This is a genomic window from Halomonas sp. GD1P12 (assembly GCF_025725645.1).
Taxonomy (GTDB): Bacteria; Pseudomonadota; Gammaproteobacteria; order Pseudomonadales; family Halomonadaceae; genus Vreelandella.
This window is the reverse complement of record NZ_CP107007.1, coordinates 2298351-2314436: the sequence shown is the minus strand read 5'-3', so window position 1 is coordinate 2314436 and position 16086 is coordinate 2298351. Positions and strand designations below refer to the sequence as shown.

14 protein-coding genes are annotated in these 16086 nt (G+C 58.2%); 12 read left to right on the top strand and 2 right to left on the bottom strand.

Features of this window, described 5'->3' with window-relative positions:
- The first annotated feature begins 139 nt into the window (after positions 1 to 139).
- Positions 140 to 1114, top strand: a complete 975-nt coding sequence (locus OCT39_RS10740; protein WP_263584464.1) for a malate dehydrogenase — start codon at positions 140 to 142, stop codon at positions 1112 to 1114.
- Positions 1115 to 1426: 312 nt separating this feature from the next.
- Here the strand turns inward: OCT39_RS10740 and OCT39_RS10735 are convergent, their stop codons facing one another.
- The gene (locus tag OCT39_RS10735) at positions 1427 to 2083 is read right to left on the bottom strand and encodes an HAD family hydrolase (RefSeq protein WP_263584463.1); all 657 of its coding nucleotides are present in this window, start codon (positions 2081 to 2083) and stop codon (positions 1427 to 1429) included.
- A gap of 200 nt (positions 2084 to 2283) precedes the next feature.
- Here OCT39_RS10735 and OCT39_RS10730 point away from each other — a divergent pair, with 200 nt between their 5' ends.
- A complete protein-coding gene (locus tag OCT39_RS10730; protein ID WP_263584462.1) occupies positions 2284 to 2775 on the top strand; it encodes an RNA pyrophosphohydrolase in 492 nt (163 codons plus the stop codon).
- A 100-nt stretch (positions 2776 to 2875) separates the two neighbouring features.
- Complete coding sequence (ptsP, locus tag OCT39_RS10725) at positions 2876 to 5137, top strand: phosphoenolpyruvate--protein phosphotransferase (protein WP_263587330.1); 2262 nt, start codon at positions 2876 to 2878, stop codon at positions 5135 to 5137.
- An 8-nt stretch (positions 5138 to 5145) separates the two neighbouring features.
- Here the strand turns inward: ptsP and OCT39_RS10720 are convergent, their stop codons facing one another.
- A complete protein-coding gene (locus tag OCT39_RS10720) occupies positions 5146 to 5916 on the bottom strand; it encodes an NRDE family protein (protein WP_263584461.1) in 771 nt (256 codons plus the stop codon).
- A gap of 230 nt (positions 5917 to 6146) precedes the next feature.
- Here OCT39_RS10720 and OCT39_RS10715 point away from each other — a divergent pair, with 230 nt between their 5' ends.
- From OCT39_RS10715 to OCT39_RS10675, 9 genes are all read left to right on the top strand, one after another.
- Complete coding sequence (locus tag OCT39_RS10715; RefSeq protein WP_263584460.1) at positions 6147 to 6944, top strand: sulfite exporter TauE/SafE family protein; 798 nt, start codon at positions 6147 to 6149, stop codon at positions 6942 to 6944.
- Between the two features lie 51 nt (positions 6945 to 6995).
- Positions 6996 to 7787, top strand: a complete 792-nt coding sequence (lgt, locus tag OCT39_RS10710) for a prolipoprotein diacylglyceryl transferase (RefSeq protein ID WP_263584459.1) — start codon at positions 6996 to 6998, stop codon at positions 7785 to 7787.
- A gap of 468 nt (positions 7788 to 8255) precedes the next feature.
- Positions 8256 to 9032 (top strand): thymidylate synthase, encoded by a 777-nt coding sequence (locus tag OCT39_RS10705; protein WP_263587329.1) that lies wholly within the window; start codon positions 8256 to 8258, stop codon positions 9030 to 9032.
- Complete coding sequence (locus OCT39_RS10700) at positions 9029 to 9565, top strand: dihydrofolate reductase (RefSeq protein ID WP_263584458.1); 537 nt, start codon at positions 9029 to 9031, stop codon at positions 9563 to 9565. The genes OCT39_RS10705 and OCT39_RS10700 overlap by 4 nt, the downstream gene beginning before the upstream one ends.
- A 20-nt stretch (positions 9566 to 9585) precedes the next feature.
- The gene (locus tag OCT39_RS10695) at positions 9586 to 10416 is read left to right on the top strand and encodes a ProQ/FINO family protein (protein WP_263584457.1); all 831 of its coding nucleotides are present in this window, start codon (positions 9586 to 9588) and stop codon (positions 10414 to 10416) included.
- A 261-nt stretch (positions 10417 to 10677) separates the two neighbouring features.
- Positions 10678 to 11799, top strand: a complete 1122-nt coding sequence (locus OCT39_RS10690) for a porin (protein ID WP_263584456.1) — start codon at positions 10678 to 10680, stop codon at positions 11797 to 11799.
- 218 nt (positions 11800 to 12017) lie between these two features.
- Positions 12018 to 13043: a porin gene (locus tag OCT39_RS10685; RefSeq protein ID WP_263584455.1), complete on the top strand. Its 1026-nt coding sequence runs from the start codon at positions 12018 to 12020 to the stop codon at positions 13041 to 13043.
- Positions 13044 to 13259: 216 nt separating this feature from the next.
- Positions 13260 to 14867, top strand: a complete 1608-nt coding sequence (gene pgm / locus OCT39_RS10680) for a phosphoglucomutase (alpha-D-glucose-1,6-bisphosphate-dependent) (protein ID WP_412031118.1) — start codon at positions 13260 to 13262, stop codon at positions 14865 to 14867.
- 109 nt (positions 14868 to 14976) lie between these two features.
- Positions 14977 to 15831, top strand: a complete 855-nt coding sequence (locus tag OCT39_RS10675; RefSeq protein WP_263584454.1) for a UTP--glucose-1-phosphate uridylyltransferase — start codon at positions 14977 to 14979, stop codon at positions 15829 to 15831.
- Positions 15832 to 16086: the final 255 nt, after the last annotated feature.

Here is a 16086-nt window from a genome sequence, read left to right as displayed (position 1 = left end):
GGCGCGGCAGCGAGTGCTGGCAGGCGGAGAGGCGGGCGAGCGGCGCATGTCTAATTGAGTTTTTGTCTCGCTGGGCATACCATCTTGGCGTCTTGAGTTCTGTCGACCCACCCCAAGGCGAATCAACCAAGGAGCAGTGATGAAAGATCCCGTACGTATTGCGATTACCGGCGGTGCCGGCCAGATCAGCTACTCACTCATTTTCCGTATCGCCGCCGGCGACATGCTGGGACCGGATCAACCCGTCATTCTCCAGCTACTGGAAATTCCCCAGGCCATGGACGCGCTCAACGGCGTGGTGATGGAAGTCAACGACTGCGCTTTCCCGCTGGTGCAGGACATCGTCGCCTCTGACGATCCGAACGTGGCGTTCAAGGACGCGGACTTCGCCCTGCTCGTCGGCGCCCGCCCGCGCGGCCCGGGCATGGAGCGTAAGGACCTGCTCGAAGCCAACGCCGCGATCTTCTCGGTTCAGGGAAAGGCGCTGAATGACCACGCCAGCCGTAACGTGAAAGTGCTGGTCGTCGGTAACCCGGCCAACACCAACGCGCTGATCGCCTCCTGCAACGCGCCGAATCTCGACAAGGGTCAGTTCACTGCCATGACCCGTTTGGATCACAACCGCGCGCTGACGCAGCTGGCCCAGAAAACCGGTAAACACGTGACCGATATCGAAAACATGGTCATCTGGGGCAACCACAGCGCGACCCAGTACCCGGATATCGCCCAGTGCACCGTCGACGGCAAGGCCGCCAGTGATCTGGTCGAGCGCGACTGGTACGAAAACGACTTCATCCCGACCGTTCAACAGCGCGGCGCGGCGATCATCAAGGCGCGTGGTGCCTCTTCTGCGGCGTCTGCGGCGTCTTCTGCCATCGACCACATGCGCGACTGGGCGCTGGGTACTGACGGCATCGTCAGCATGGCGATTCCGTCTGACGGCAGCTACGGCATCGACGAAGGCATCATCTTCTCCTACCCGGTTCGCTGCAAGGGTGGCAACTACGAAATCGTCCAGGGCTTTGAACTCGACGAGTTCAGCAAGGAGAAAATCCAGGCGACCGAAAAAGAGCTGCGCGAAGAGCGCGCCGCCGTCGAGCACCTGCTCGGCTAATCGGACCGCCCGGCTTTAAGCAAAACCCCGCACATGGTTGCGGGGTTTTTTTTAGATTTCTCCGTAGGAGCCCACTCCAGTAGCGTTCTGATATTTCATTGAAGAGGGGTATGAGCCTTTCCGAGAGTGTGGTGCCAACGTTAAGAGATCGCTGGCTAGCGCCTGCTCCTACGGGATTGGTGGATACGTTTCGTAGGAGCCCAATTCATTGGGCGAAAGGAGGGCGTCAGCCCTTCCAAATTTCAGCAATACATTAAAAGTTACTAGCTGAAGCCTGCTTTTGCGGTGAGTGCCCTGCATTTGCTGCCGGCGTTAGTCTCGCAGGCTCATGATGCGCCACTGGCGCTCTCTAGCGACCCGGCGAAGCGTTGCGTCCGGGTCGACGGCGACCGGGTTGTCGACGCGTTCGAGCAGCGGCAGGTCGTTGTGGGAGTCGCTGTAGAACCAGCTGCCTTCCATGGTGTGATCCTGCGTCTCTAACCACTCTTCCAGGCGGGTGATCTTGCCTTCGCGGTAGCTTGGGGTGCCGGTCACCTTGCCGGTGTAGCGCCCGTCGATCTTCTCGGGCTCGACGGCGATCAGCGCATCCACGCCCAAACGCTCGGCGATTGGGCCGGTGATGAAGCGGTTGGTGGCGGTGATGATCAACAGCGTATCGCCCTGGGTGCGGTGGCGGGCCAGCAGCTCCTCGCCCTTGGCCAGAATGTGTGGTTCGATCTTGCTGGCCATGAACTGCTGGTGCCAGGTCGCTAGCTGCTCCGGGGAGTGTTCGGCTAAGGGCTTGAGCGCCACTTCCAGAAATGCCGCCATATCGAGTGTGCCCGCTTCGTAGTCGGCCATGAAGCGGTCGTTGGCCTCGCGGTACGCGACCGGGTCCACGGCGCCCTGTTCCAGCAGGAACTCGCCCCAGGCATGATCGCTGTCAATCGACAGTAATGTGTTGTCCAAATCGAAAATGGCCAGGCTCACCGCGTTCCCCTTGTGATTTATGTGGTGCTAATAGTGTTGGCTGGGTAAAGCGCGGCGAATTATGTCAGAGACCCTCTCCCTTGCCCACCGTCCCGGGCGGGATTGCAGGCGTTATTGGCAGCGAGCGTTATATTGTATTGATACGCTTGTCTGCCTTGTGGAAAAATGGGGACAACTGAAAATTCAAGAAGGTGAAGTCCGTGATCGACGCTGACGGCTTTCGCCCCAACGTTGGCATCATCATTGTCAACGGCCAGGGGCAGCTGCTTTGGGCGCGTCGGGTAGGACAAAATGCGTGGCAGTTCCCTCAGGGAGGCATTAAAGCAAGCGAAACTCCACAACAAGCGCTCTATCGTGAACTGTTTGAGGAGATCGGCCTGACCGCCGACGATGTTGACATTGTCGCCTGCACCCGGGGGTGGCTGCGCTACCGCCTGCCACGACGCATGATTCGTACCCACTCGCGACCGGTCTGTATCGGTCAAAAGCAGAAGTGGTTTTTGCTCAGGATTCGGTGTCAGGAGAACCGGATCTGTATGACGGCAACGCCAAAACCCGAATTCGACGGCTGGCGCTGGGTCAGCTACTGGTACCCCTTGGGGCAGGTAGTGCCGTTCAAGCGCGAAGTCTACCGGCGAGCGCTGCGCGAGCTTTCCCCACGCGTTCAGCGCCTGGCCCTGGGCGACGATTAGCGAGAGTTGGGGCGCCATTGATCGCGCCCCGCTTTAAAATCTGAGCCGCCGTGTTGCCCACTTCTCAGCGAGGATAACAACAGTGAACTCTAAAGCATCCATGCTGGAGGTATTGAGGCGCGTCATTCAGGAGGTGAATGGCGCGCGAACGCTGGATGCGGCCCTGTCTACCATGGTGCGCCGTATTCGCAAGGCGATGCAGACCGATGTCTGCTCGTTCTATCTTTTCGATCGTGATCTTGAGTCTCTTGTGTTGATGGAAACCATCGGCCTGCGCACCCAGGCAGTGGGGCGGGTCGTGCTGCCGCTGGGCGAGGGGCTGGTGGGGCTGGTGGCTAAACGCAGCGAGCCGCTGAACCTGGAAGACGCCCGCGCCCACGCCCAGTTTCGCTATTTCGAGGCCACCGGCGAGGAGCGCTACTCGAGCTTTTTGGGGGTGCCCATCATCCATCAGCGCTTGATGCTGGGCGTGCTGGTGGTGCAGCAGGCGGAAAAGCGCCGTTACGACGACGAAGACGAAGCCTTTTTGGTCACCATGGCCGCGCAGTTGGCGGGGGTGCTGGCGCACGCGTTGGCCACCGGCAACCTGACGCGCCCGGCGCTGCCCGGCGGGCAGGCGATGTTCAAGGGCGTGGCGGCATCGCCCGGCATTTCCATGGGCGAGGCGGTGGTCATTAGTCCGCCGGCGGACTTGAACAGCGTGCCGGATCTGATCCCCAGCGACCAGGATTTCGAGGTGGCCCGGTTAAAGGAGGCGATCGCCCAAACCCGCCGTGAGATTCGCGCCGCCGCCGAGCGTTTGGCGAGCCGCATTTCCGCCCAGGAGCTGGCGCTCTTTGACGTTTATCAGCAAATGCTGGGCGAAACGGCACTTTCCGAAGAGGTCGAGAAGCGCATACGCGAAGGCCAGTGGGCCCCCGGGGCACTGGCGGATGTCGTGCGCCGCCACGTGCAGTATCTCGAGCGCGTCGACGATGATTATCTGCGCGAGCGGGCTGCTGACATTCGCGATTTGGGGCGCCGGGTGCTTTCTCACCTACAGCAGGATACGCCTTCGACCCCGGAAACCTACCCGGACAACGCCATTCTGGTCGGTGACGAAATCAGCGTGGCGATGCTCGGCGAGGTGCCCCGGGGCAAGCTCAAGGGGCTGGTATCGGTGCGCGGTTCGAGCACGTCGCACGTGGCGATCGTGGCCCGTGCCATGGGAATTCCCACGGTGCTGGGCATGGTCGATTTACCGCTGCCACGGCTCAACGGCGCGCCGGTGGTGCTGGACGGTCATCGTGGGCGGATGTTCGTGCGCCCATCTGCGGAGCTCAAGACGCGCTACGCGAATTTGATCGCCGAAGAGCAAGCGCTAAGTGAGCTGCTCGAGCACGAGCAGGATTTGCCCAGCGAAACACCGGACGGTCATCACGTGCCGCTGATGGTAAATACGGGGCTGGCGGTGGACGCAAGCGGGCTGCTCAAAAGCCGGATCGGCGGGGTCGGGCTTTACCGCACCGAAGTGCCATTCATGATCGCCGAGCGCTTTCCCGGCGAGAAAGAGCAGATGCGCATGTACCGCGAGCAGCTCGAAGGCTTCGCGCCGCTGCCGGTGGTCATGCGTACCCTCGATATCGGCGGCGACAAGGATCTTCCCTATTTCCCTATCGACGAAGCCAACCCATTTCTGGGCTGGCGCGGCATGCGGGTGACGCTGGACCACCCGGAAGTGCTGATGGTGCAGCTTCGCGCCATGCTCAAGGCTTCACAGGGCATCGATAACCTGTACGTGCTGTTCCCGATGATCACCAATGTCGACGAAGTCGATGAGGCGCTGAAGATTCTTGACCGCGCCATCCTCGAGCTCGGTGAAGAGGATATCGCGGTGACCCGGCCCAAGGTGGGCGTAATGATCGAAGTACCCGCGACCATCTATCAGATGGATGCGCTGGCCAAGCGGGTTGATTTCTTTTCGGTAGGCAGTAACGACCTGACCCAGTACCTGTTGGCGGTGGATCGCAACAATCCGCGGGTATCGAGCCTTTACGATGCGCTGCACCCGGCGCTATTGGGGGCGCTTCAGGAGATCTCCCAGGACGCGAAGCGCTTGAACAAGCCGATTTCGCTGTGTGGAGAGCTTGCAGGCGACCCGGCCGGCGCGCTTTTGCTCATGGCCATGGGGTTTTCGAGTTTATCCATGAACGCCCCGAGCCTGCCGAAAGTGCGCGCGGCGATCCGCCGGGTGCCGTTTAGCGATGCGCAAACGCTGCTCGGCGAAATCATGGCGCTGGATACGCCCTCTCAGGTGCATCAGCACCTGAACCTGCGTATGGACGAGTGGCAGTTGAGTCATCTGCTGCCGCCCCGGGATTGAGCGAAACGTCAGGCTAGCGCGCGAGGCTGAGCGAGCGTGGTTTCGCCTTCAAAGCGACCCATCGGGCCAAAGCGCTGCTCGGTGATCTGAACGCGCCCGGAAGCCTCCAGGCTTAGCCAGCTCGTGGCGCGCGTGCCGTACTCCTCGCCAACGATGAACGCCGCCGAAAGCCGGCGCTCCAGTTCAAGCGCAATGCCGGTATCCGGCAGGGCGCTGTCCGGGGCAAGCGTTGGGTCGTGCAGCGCCCGTTTCGTAGCGCTCTGCCAATCGTCATTTGCCTCTTTTAGCGCCTTGCGCGCCGCACAAAGCTTGGGCCAAGGGGTATCGAGGCTTGCGTTGGAGAGACCGTGTACGCCCGGGGCCACGCGCTCGAGGTAAACCCTTGATGCGCTTCGGTGCAGATGCCAAAGCGAGTGGTTTTGGGCGACCAGCAGGTTGAAGCCGGCAAAGCGGGTGGCCTCTTTCTTGACCAGGCGTTCAAGCCAGGCCTCGATATCATCTTCACGTAACGCGCGCGCGATAAGCTCGCCGCGGCTGGGGGCCGGTGCAGTCAGGGGTGCTCCGGGTTCGCGCACGTTGGTCAGGGCGGCCACCACGCCCCGATCATTGGCCGCAAGCCAAGTGCCGCCGGCTTTCAGGTCGCGCCCGCCCAGAAGGCCGGGCACCTCTTCCCAGTAATGAAGCGGTGCCGTAGGGCGGGCGTGAAACTCGTCGCGGTTGCCGGCCAGTTTCAACGGCGTAGCGCTGCCCGGAAACCAGGCGAAGGTGAGTAGGCACATGGGGTCGATACCTTGTGTGAATCAGAAACGACGCGTTCGTCAACCGGCCCATCGCCTGACCGCGCCCGCGCAAAACGATCCTTGATGTTACCATTAGGCGGGCGTGGGCGACGCGCTGTGATACCTCAATGAGGCCGCGCTCCAGAGCGTTTCCGGGGCCTCGTCTTTCGCTCATGCACGTTTGCACGTTTGCACGTTTGCACGTTTAACCATCGCTGAGAACGCTTCATATGACTATCGCGATCACGCTACTGGGGTATCTCTCTCTTGGCGCCGCCGCCGGAACGATGGCCGGGCTTTTCGGTGTGGGCGGAGGCATCATCATCGTTCCCGTGCTGGTGTTTGCGTTCAACCTGCAGGGCGTCTCGCAGGAGATCGCCATGCACCTGGCCGTGGGGACATCGCTTGCCACGATCGTCGTGACCGGCGCTTCCTCGGCGCTGGGCCACTACCGCAAGGGCAGCATTCATCGGCCCTGGTTCATGACGCTACTGCCGGGATTGATGCTCGGTGCTATCGGTGGCGTGTTCATTGCCGGCAATCTTTCCGGCACCGTGTTGGGCACGCTGTTCGGGGTGTTCGTGCTGATGCTGGCCGCCAAAATGACGCTTGGGCTCAAACCCAAACCCGGATCGGTGGCGCCCGGTAAAGGCGCCATGGTCGTTGCGGGCGGCGTGGTTGGTGGAATATCGGCGCTGTTCGGGATCGGTGGTGGGGCGATGACCGTGCCCTGGCTTTCGCGCTGCGGCGCGACCATGACCCAGGCTGTGGGCACCTCGGCGGCCTGCGGGCTGCCGATTGCGCTGGTGGGAGCGCTCACGTTCATCGTGGTGGGGTGGGGCAACCCGCTGCTGCCGGCCTGGTCCACCGGCTTTGTGCTGTGGCCGGCCTTTTTCGGGATTATCGTGGCCAGCGTTCCTTTTGCCCGCGTAGGCGTTAAGCTGGCGCACGTCTTGTCAGCGCGCGTATTACGGTTATCCTTTGCGCTGCTGTTGGCCGTGGTGGGGCTTCGTTTCGTGTTGATGTAACGAACCAGGCGATACCTCGGTGATTCCGGTTTGCTTACTTAGAGACGTTTGATGATCAACTATCCCACGATTGACCCGGTAGCGATTTCACTTGGGCCCTTGCAGGTTCACTGGTACGGCTTGATGTACGTGGTGGGCTTTGTCGCAGCCTGGTGGCTGGGCTGCAAACGCGCCGCGCGTATTGGTTTGACCAACGATGATATCAGCGATCTGCTGTTTTACTGCGCCGTGGGTGTGGTGGCCGGCGGGCGCTTGGGTTACGCGCTGTTCTACGGCCTCGATCAGTGGCTCGCCGACCCCTTGTGGGTGTTTCGCGTCTGGGATGGCGGGATGAGTTTCCACGGTGGGCTGATCGGCGTACTGCTGGCGGCGTGGCTGTTCGCCCGTCGCAAGCAGTTGGCTTTTTTCACCCTGACCGATTTTATCGCCCCTCTCGTGCCGATCGGGCTGGGTGCCGGGCGTATCGGTAATTTCATCAACCACGAGCTGCCCGGTCGGCTGACCTCACTGCCCTGGGGCATGCCGTTTCCCGGCATGGGGCCCGAGCCCCGGCACCCATCGGCGCTTTACGAGGCGTTGCTGGAAGGGTTGGTGCTGTTCGTGATTCTCTGGTGGGTGTCGGCTAAGCCGCGCGCTCGCGGGTTCGTGTCGGGGCTTTTTCTGCTGGGCTACGGGGTGTTCCGCTTTCTGGTCGAGTTCGTACGCATGCCGGACGCCCACATCGGCTTCATTGCCTTTGGCTGGGTGACCATGGGCATGCTCTTGACGCTACCGATGATTGCGCTGGGCCTGGCGTTCATGGCGTGGTCGCGTACCCAGCCGGTAGATACCAAAGCAGCGTGACTTTTGCACCGCGTAAAGCCGAGAGCGGCACCTTCCCCCTGGTAGGAGCCCATTTCAGTGGGCGATGAACCAAACTCGGCGACGCTGACTACGTGCCTCTATCGATAGGTCGCTAGCTAACGCTTGCTCTTACGGTTTTGAATACCGAATGCCGTGCATAACGAGGGCAGTGTGTCGCCCCCGTAGGAGCCCACTTCAGTGGGCGAAGGCGCCTGACAAGGCGCCCGGCTTAAGCCACCACAAGCGAGTTTGAGTCAAAACCGGCCGGCCCCTCTTTGGCCAGTAGCGGGTTAAAACGTGTTGCAAAAGTAACGGCGTTGCCAGGTGCATGCTGCAGCCCTAGAATACAGCCTTTACTGACCTGCACTTTTAATCCGCAACTCTGGATGCGCCGTGACCGTTTCAACGCCTGCAACGACCGACCCGAAAGCCACTTCTAGCGCGCTGGAACAGCCCTATCTGAAATTGATGCGTACCGTGCTGGAGCAGGGGAGCGATCGAAGCGATCGCACCGGCGTGGGCACCCGTTCGCTGTTCGGCCACCAAATGCGCTTCGATCTGGCGCGGGGATTTCCGCTGCTGACCACCAAGAAGCTGCATTTGCGCTCCATCGTTCATGAGCTTTTGTGGTTTCTCAAGGGCGATACCAACATTGGCTATTTGAAAGAGCACGGTGTACGTATCTGGGACGAGTGGGCCGACGAAAACGGCGATCTGGGGCCGGTATACGGCTACCAGTGGCGAAGCTGGCCCGACCCCAAGGGCCGGGAAAGTGTCGATCAAATCGCCAATGTGCTCGAGCAGATTCGCACTAACCCGCAGTCTCGCCGGCTGGTGGTGTCGGCCTGGAATCCGGCCCAGGTGGATGAGATGAAGCTTCCGCCATGCCACTGCCTGTTTCAGTTCTACGTGGCAAACGGACGGCTATCGTGTCAGCTTTACCAGCGCAGCGCCGATATCTTCTTGGGCGTGCCGTTCAATATCGCAAGCTACGCGCTGCTGACCTGTATGGTCGCGCAGGTAACGGGGTTGGTGCCGGGGGAGTTCATTCACACCCTGGGCGATGCCCACCTTTACAGTAATCACTTCGAGCAGGCGCAGGAGCAGTTGGCGCGCGCGCCTTACGCGCCGCCCGCACTTTGGCTGAACCCAAGCGTCACCGACCTTTTTGATTTCACCTTCGACGATATCCGTATCGACGATTACACCAGCCATCCTCACATCAAGGCGAAGGTAGCCGTATGAGCCAGTCGACCGACGTTGAACCTTTGGTACCCGTCGCCATGATCGTCGCCATGGCCAAAAACCGCGTCATTGGCGTTGAAGGCAATTTACCCTGGTACTTGCCTGAAGATCTGAAATTCTTTAAACGTAAGACCCAGGCAAAGCCATTGGTCATGGGGCGCAAGACGTTCGCCTCGATTGGAAAGCCATTGCCCAATCGGCTCAATATCGTGGTGACCCGGGACGAAAGTTTCGAGGCCGAAGGCGTACGCGTTTGTCATGATCTTGAAAGCGCGCTGGCGCTGGCCGATCAGCATGCCACGATCGAGGCGGCAGAAGAGATCATGGTGATGGGCGGCGGCGAGATCTATCGTCAGGCCATGGCTTACGCCCAAAGGCTTTATATTACCGAGGTGGATATAGAGGTAGAAGGTGACACCCACTTTCCAGCGCTTCCGCCCAATACGTTCGAAGAGGTACAGCGTGTCGCGGGGACGCCTCACGAGGGGCAGCCTCACTACGATTTCGTCGTGTTTGATCGCACCGCCGACTGATTAGCTCCAGGGAGGGCGCCATGGCCGCCAGCGTACAAGAACTCATCGAATCACTGGAAGCGCATTTGGCGCGTACCCAACACGAACTCCAGCAGCTGCGCGAGGAGAACGATCGGCTGAGACAAACGATTAGTGAACAGCGCTTGTCACTCGAAAGCTCTCAAAGTGAGCCATTAGCGCAAAACGCTGAAGACCCGCCGGTCGAGGCTCAAGCGCCACGTCCTTCGACGGCACTGGGCGCTGATTCAAGTGAAGAAGGTGTTCACTCTTCGGTAGCTAAGGCTCAGGCACAGACCAGTCCGGCCAACCTCGGAGATCAAAAGAGCGAAGAGGTTGCCGCAGCACCTACGCCTCCCTCTCCGCATGCGCTCTTGAAACAGTGGTACGAGCGCTACCCCAACGCTTTCTTCACCGGTCACACAAAGCCGCTCAAGGTAGGTATTCATCACGATTTGGCCGAGCGCGAGCGCTGGTCAGGCAAGCTGATTCGCCGGGCGCTGGCCAACTACGTCAACCTGCCGCGCTATGTGAAGTCCATGCGCGAAGGCGCCGAGCGGGTCGATCTGGATGGCCGGCCGGCCGGCCTGGTGGACAAGGAAGCCTCGCAACACGCAAGTGAGCGGCGCCGGGAGCCCGTCAGTGAAAAGCCCTTAAAAAGGGAAAACCGTGAGGAGCGTGATAAAGCCGTCAGTAGGCCGAATCAGACACAGCGAAAGTCGGTAAAGCGCGCGGAAGAACCTCACAAAGAGACACCTTCTTCAAACAATGCGCCTCAAAAACATGAAGATATGAAACCGCTCAGCATGGAAGAGAAGATAAAAGGGTTGCTGCAGAAATTCGAAGGCCGCTGAGACCTGCTTACGCTGCATGGGTTCCATAAAAAAGCGTAAATAGTAAAAGAACACTGTTTTTTTCTATTGCGTTCCCTCGAATCCCGGTATAGAGTTTGATTTGCGAGCATTGGACTATAACAAGGCCCAAGTGAGGACATGCCGCATACCACCGAATTACACGGTGTATGAGAAAAGAGCATGACCCATCGGCCAACCTGCAGGCTTATAAAAGCCCGGCAGATACGATCGAAACAGTAAGCTAGTAAAGGAACCTACCTCATGAAAAAGACACTTTTAGCGACTGCTGTCATCGGTGCTCTGAGCGCCTCTGCTGCCGCTCAAGCCGCTACCGTGTACGACGAAGACGGCACCAAAGTTGATCTGTACGGCCGTATCGCGCTTGGCGTTGCAGGCGGCGGCCCTGAGTACAACGGTGCTGGTCTGAAAATCGACAACGATCCTGAATTCGTTGACGTATTCTCACGTCTTGGTTTCCGTCTGAGCCAGGAAATTACTCGTGACTTGACTGCTTTCGGTCGCCTCGAGTGGCGTTTCCGTGCCGACGAGTCCGGTACACGTAACGGCAACGACTTCGACGCGTTCTCTGAAACCCGTCAAGCTTACCTGGGTGTGACCAGCAACCAGTACGGTACGTTCCAAGCTGGTAACTTCGACAGCTTCTATAACCAGTTCGTTTCACTGCCGTTCGATGTTTATATCGACCGCGGTTTCCGCTTCGCTGGTCACCCGAAGCAGTCGCGTGGCGACTCCATTGGTTACTACACGCCTGATCTCGAAGGCTTCACTGCTTTCTTGCAAGCCAAGCATTACAGCGAGCGCGGCCTGATCGACGAAGATTACTTCTTTGACCCGATCACCGGCGCACCGGCTGGCCGTGAAACCAGCAGTGATAGCAGTGAATTCGCCACTCAAGGTGGTGTTCGCTACGCTCAGGGCCCGGTCACTATCGGTCTTGGTTTTGTTGATGACGTCGTAGAAGGCGACGGCGGCAACGACGAAATGCTTTACGGTCTGGTAGGTTCCTACGACTTTACCGATAACTTCTCTGCACGTCTTGGTTATGAAGGCCGTGAAAACGGTGACGAAGATGTCAACGCGGCAATCGGCCGTGGCGGCTACGATAGCGTTGGTATCGGCGGTACTTTCACTACCGGTCCTTGGGCATTCAACGTCGATTACTACAACATCGATCGTGACGATGCTGAAACCAGCCGTTCCTGGGCGACTGGCGCTTACTACAACGTTTCCAGCAACTTCGACGTATTCCTTGAAGTGGCTAACGAAGACGCGCCGCGCGTTAACCGCAACAACTTCGTTGACGATCTGGGCGACCTGACCGACGACGTATACTGGCTGACAGGCGCACGTTACTTCTTCTAAGCTCGGGTTTAGATTCGATTTAGAACGTAATACTGCAGCAAATAGAACCGGCTCCTTTTGGAGCCGGTTTTTTTATGGGTTGTACTAATTTGTTTAGCAGAATTTATTAGTAATGGTTATCATTATCTTATTTACTTTTTTATTGTTATGTTGTAACATATCTTTTGGTAGCTATTTCATTATTTGAGCTTTATTAATTAAAAGAGCAAGGGCGGGCAATGAAGGTGAAAGCAGTATTTAGGGCGGCGCTTATGGGCGCAGGCGTTATGCTGGCAGGGGCGGCTCAGGCGACAACGACTATTTATGACGAAGAGGGCACTCAGCTAAGTGTTTATGGACGTATCTCTATCGGGGTAGCAGGCGGAGGGCCGGACCAGGACAGCCAAGGCCGTTTCATCGACAACGATCCCGAATTCGTGGATATTTATTCCCGCCTTGGTTTTCGCATGCGCCAACAGATTAATCCCGATCTGGCCGCATTTGGCCATCTGGAATGGCGCTTCGCCGGTGACGAGCGCATACGTGGGCAGGCTTTTAGAGAAACACGTCAAAGCTATATCGGACTGGAAAGCGAGCGTTTTGGCACGGTGCTGGCCGGTAATTTTAATAGCCTCTATTACCAGTTCGTTTCAGTGCCGTTCGATGTTTATCTCGACCGAGGTCTATTGTTCAACTCATCGGGGCTTCAATCCCGCGGCGATTCCATTGGCTACTTCACGCCCGAAACCAACGGCTTTACCAGCTTCGTTCAGGTGAAACACTATGGTGACCGGGGTATGACAGTTGCCGAGCAGAATCCTTCAGGTAGCGAAACTGCCTTTCAGGGAGGTATACGCTTTCGCCAAGGCCCGCTCTCTATTGGATTAGGCGCTGTTGAAAATGAAGTGCGTGGGGGGGGCAACGGTGAAACGCTTTACGGATTGATCGGCTCTTACGACGTGCGCGATAACTTCACCGCGCGTGCGGGCGTCGAAACGCAAAGCGATAGCAGTGAGTATGGAGGTGGCTTCGACTCCTATGGCCTTGGTGGTACCTTCACTACCGGTGCCTGGGCTTTCAACGCTGATGTCTATCGTGTCGAGCGCGATAATCAGGACGATAGTAACGCCTGGACTCTGGCAAGCTACTACACGTTATCGAGTAATTTCGATGTCTTCCTCGAGGTCTCTGAGGCGGACTCGCCGGCCATTCGAAGCTCGAGCGACAACGTGTACTGGATCACCGGTGCGCGCTACCTCTTTTAGATGACGGTTTAAACGCTTTTCGTCAGCTACGATTCAAGGCCGGAATTGTATTCGATTAAAGACGGCATGTGCCGTAGCTTTGAATGCTAACTTTCCGGACTTCCGTATCACTTGTCTTGAACGCTACCTCAATGAATTTTGTGTAGCGTTTGAAGAGCTACGCCTGTTTCTATAGTAATATCTTGAGCCATTTTATTTTCAGGGATGGACAAGTAAATGAACGGGAAGGCGCAGATAAACGTCATCGTCGAGGCATTTTATAACCACACTCCTGACGCGAAAGTGGCCGCCGAGCGCGTAGCGTTTGGCACCTCCGGCCATCGTGGTCGCGCTTTGGATCGCACCTTCAACGCTGCGCATATCTGGGCGATCACCCAGGCAGTGGTGGATTATCGGCGTGATGCCGGCTACCAGGGACCGCTTTTTTTGGGTCTCGACACTCACGCGCTATCGCGTCCGGCTTGGGAGTGTGTGCTACAGGTGTTGGCAGCCAATCAGGTCACTGTTTATATAGAAAAAGAGAAGGGCTACACGGCTACACCCTTGGTTAGCCATGCCATTTTGCACCATAACGCCGATACCAATGCGCCCCGGGCGGATGGATTGATCATCACGCCGTCGCACAACCCGCCGGAAGATGGCGGTATCAAGTACAACCCCTACCACGGTGGCCCAGCGGACACCGACGCGACCGGCTGGATCGAGGCGCGTGCCAACGACTATCTGACACGCCTTGACGATGTACCCCGTGTTTCGCTCGAAGAAGCGCTCGATCATGCTACGGAGTACGATTTCACAAAGCTTTACGTCGACAACCTGCCCCTGGTGATCGACATCGACGCGATCGAGCAGGCGGGGCTCAAGCTGGGTGCCGATCCCATGGGCGGCGCGGCCTTGCCGGTGTGGCAGGTCATTGCCGAGCGCTTCGCTATCGATCTCGAGATAGTGAATACCACCGTGGATGAAAGCTTTTCCTTCATGCCGCCGGACCATGATGGAAAGATCCGCATGGACTGTTCGAGCACGGCGGCCATGGCGAAGCTTTTGGAGATCAAGGACCGCTTCGATATCGCGTTTGGTAACGACCCGGACGCCGACCGTCACGGTATCGTCGATGCCAACGGGCTGATGAACCCCAACCACTTTTTGGCCGTCTGTGTGGACTATCTGCTGAGCTATCGTCCGCAGTGGCCGAGTCATGGGGAGGGCGCGCTCAAAATTGGCAAAACCCTGGTGTCGTCTTCGATGATTGACCGGGTCGTGGCGTCTCACGGGCGAGAGCTTTTTGAGGTGCCGGTGGGATTCAAATGGTTCGTCGATGGCCTACACAAGGGCTATCTGGGGTTTGGTGGCGAAGAGAGCGCGGGTGCGAGCCTGTTGACCCGAGAGGGGCGGCCCTGGTCGACGGACAAGGATGGCATCGCGCTTTGCCTGCTGGCTGCGGAAATCCTGGCGGTGACGGGTAAAACGCCGAGCGCTTATTATGCGGAACTTACCGAGCGTTTGGGCACCCCGCACTATAAGCGCCTCGATACCGCCTGTAGTGCGGAAGAGAAGGCCGCGTTCAAGCAGCTGACCAAGGGCAGCGTGACCGCCGACACCCTTGCCGGGGATGCGATTACGGCGGTGCTGTTCGAGGCGCCGGGTAATGGCGCTACCATCGGTGGTATCAAGGTGACCACGCAAAGCGGCTGGTTCGCCGCACGACCCAGCGGCACCGAGTCGCTTTACAAGATTTACGCTGAAAGCTTCAAAAGCGCAGCGCATCTGGATGAGTTGATTCAAAGCGTCCAAGCATTACTCTCAAGTGTACTGAAGGGTTGAGCCAGCAGGTCCATTGATGCCAATTGGTATTAAAAGCGCGTCCATGGTACAGGTTGGCAACTCAAAGAAGGTTTAACGTTTCGAAAACCGTATTCAAAAGGACGATTAGATGACTCAGGTGCGTAAGGCCATCATTCCAGTAGCAGGATTCGGGACGCGTCTATTGCCTATCAGTAAGGCGATTCCCAAGGAGATGGTACCGGTCGTCGACCGCCCGTTGATTCAGCATGTGGTCGAGGAGGCACTGGCGGCGGGCATCAATGAAATTATTCTGGTGACACGCACGGGAAAATCGGCCATCGAAGACCACTTCGATGCCCACTTCGAGCTCGAGTACTCGCTTTCCAGTAAAGGCAAGGACGCGATACTCGAAACGCTTTCGGCCATCGCGCCGCCCAAACTCAGAATTACCAGCGTACGCCAAGCCAATGCCAAGGGGCTGGGCCATGCCATTCATTGCGCTGCCCACTTACTGGATGAAGGCGAGCCCTTCTCGGTGATTTTGCCCGACGTTCTAGTGAAGCCTCAGGTGGGCAGCCAGGAGTGCGATTTGGGTAGCATGATCGAGCGCTGGAACGCTCAGAGCGCCTCGCAAATCATGGTTGAAGCCGTGGCTCAGGAAGAGGTCTATCGCTACGGTATCGTCGATTGCGACGAGCCCAATGCGGGGGAGAGTGCCAACATGCGTGGTGTAGTCGAAAAGCCCAAGCCGGAGGAAGCGCCGTCACGGCTATCGGTCATTGGCCGCTACGTTCTGCCGTACCGTATCATGGAGCTTTTGGCCGACCAACCCCCAGGTGCCGGCAACGAGATTCAGCTCACCGACGCCATCGACCGGCTCATGCAGGAGGGCCAAACCGTTCAGGCATTTCGTATGCATGGACGTACGTTCGACTGCGGCCATATCGAAGGCTGGCTGCAAGCCAACACGACACTTGCTCGCGAAGCCGGCTTCGATATCTAAAGCGCTCAGAAACAGGCGTGCCGAGCGTTTTACAGGTATGGCCAGTTTTAAAAGCCATCAATTTTCGCGAAGATGAAGGTCATCACATCTTCATGAATGATCTGCGTCGAGTATCTGAAAGGGCCGAGTGAGCGACTCGGCCCGGAAACTCACTCTTATTGACTGAGTATTGGGCGCGACTTCGCTGATTTTATATCAGAAATAGCGACCGACTATCAGGAGAATGTGGCTCACTTTTTCATATTTCAGGCTTGC

Bases quoted from the DNA above. Each gene is read 5' to 3' on its own strand.
- OCT39_RS10705 (WP_263587329.1), top strand. From the start codon at position 8,256: ATGCGTACCGTGCTGGAGCAGGGGAGCGATCGAAGCGATCGCACCGGC.
- OCT39_RS10700 (WP_263584458.1), top strand. From the start codon at position 9,029: ATGAGCCAGTCGACCGACGTTGAACCTTTGGTACCCGTCGCCATGATC.
- OCT39_RS10685 (WP_263584455.1), top strand. From the start codon at position 12,018: ATGAAGGTGAAAGCAGTATTTAGGGCGGCGCTTATGGGCGCAGGCGTT.
- OCT39_RS10695 (WP_263584457.1), top strand. From the start codon at position 9,586: ATGGCCGCCAGCGTACAAGAACTCATCGAATCACTGGAAGCGCATTTG.
- OCT39_RS10675 (WP_263584454.1), top strand. From the start codon at position 14,977: ATGACTCAGGTGCGTAAGGCCATCATTCCAGTAGCAGGATTCGGGACG.
- OCT39_RS10715 (WP_263584460.1), top strand. From the start codon at position 6,147: ATGACTATCGCGATCACGCTACTGGGGTATCTCTCTCTTGGCGCCGCC.
- pgm (WP_412031118.1), top strand. From the start codon at position 13,260: ATGAACGGGAAGGCGCAGATAAACGTCATCGTCGAGGCATTTTATAAC.
- lgt (WP_263584459.1), top strand. From the start codon at position 6,996: ATGATCAACTATCCCACGATTGACCCGGTAGCGATTTCACTTGGGCCC.
- OCT39_RS10740 (WP_263584464.1), top strand. From the start codon at position 140: ATGAAAGATCCCGTACGTATTGCGATTACCGGCGGTGCCGGCCAGATC.
- ptsP (WP_263587330.1), top strand. From the start codon at position 2,876: ATGCTGGAGGTATTGAGGCGCGTCATTCAGGAGGTGAATGGCGCGCGA.
- OCT39_RS10690 (WP_263584456.1), top strand. From the start codon at position 10,678: ATGAAAAAGACACTTTTAGCGACTGCTGTCATCGGTGCTCTGAGCGCC.
- OCT39_RS10720 (WP_263584461.1), bottom strand. From the start codon at position 5,916: ATGTGCCTACTCACCTTCGCCTGGTTTCCGGGCAGCGCTACGCCGTTG.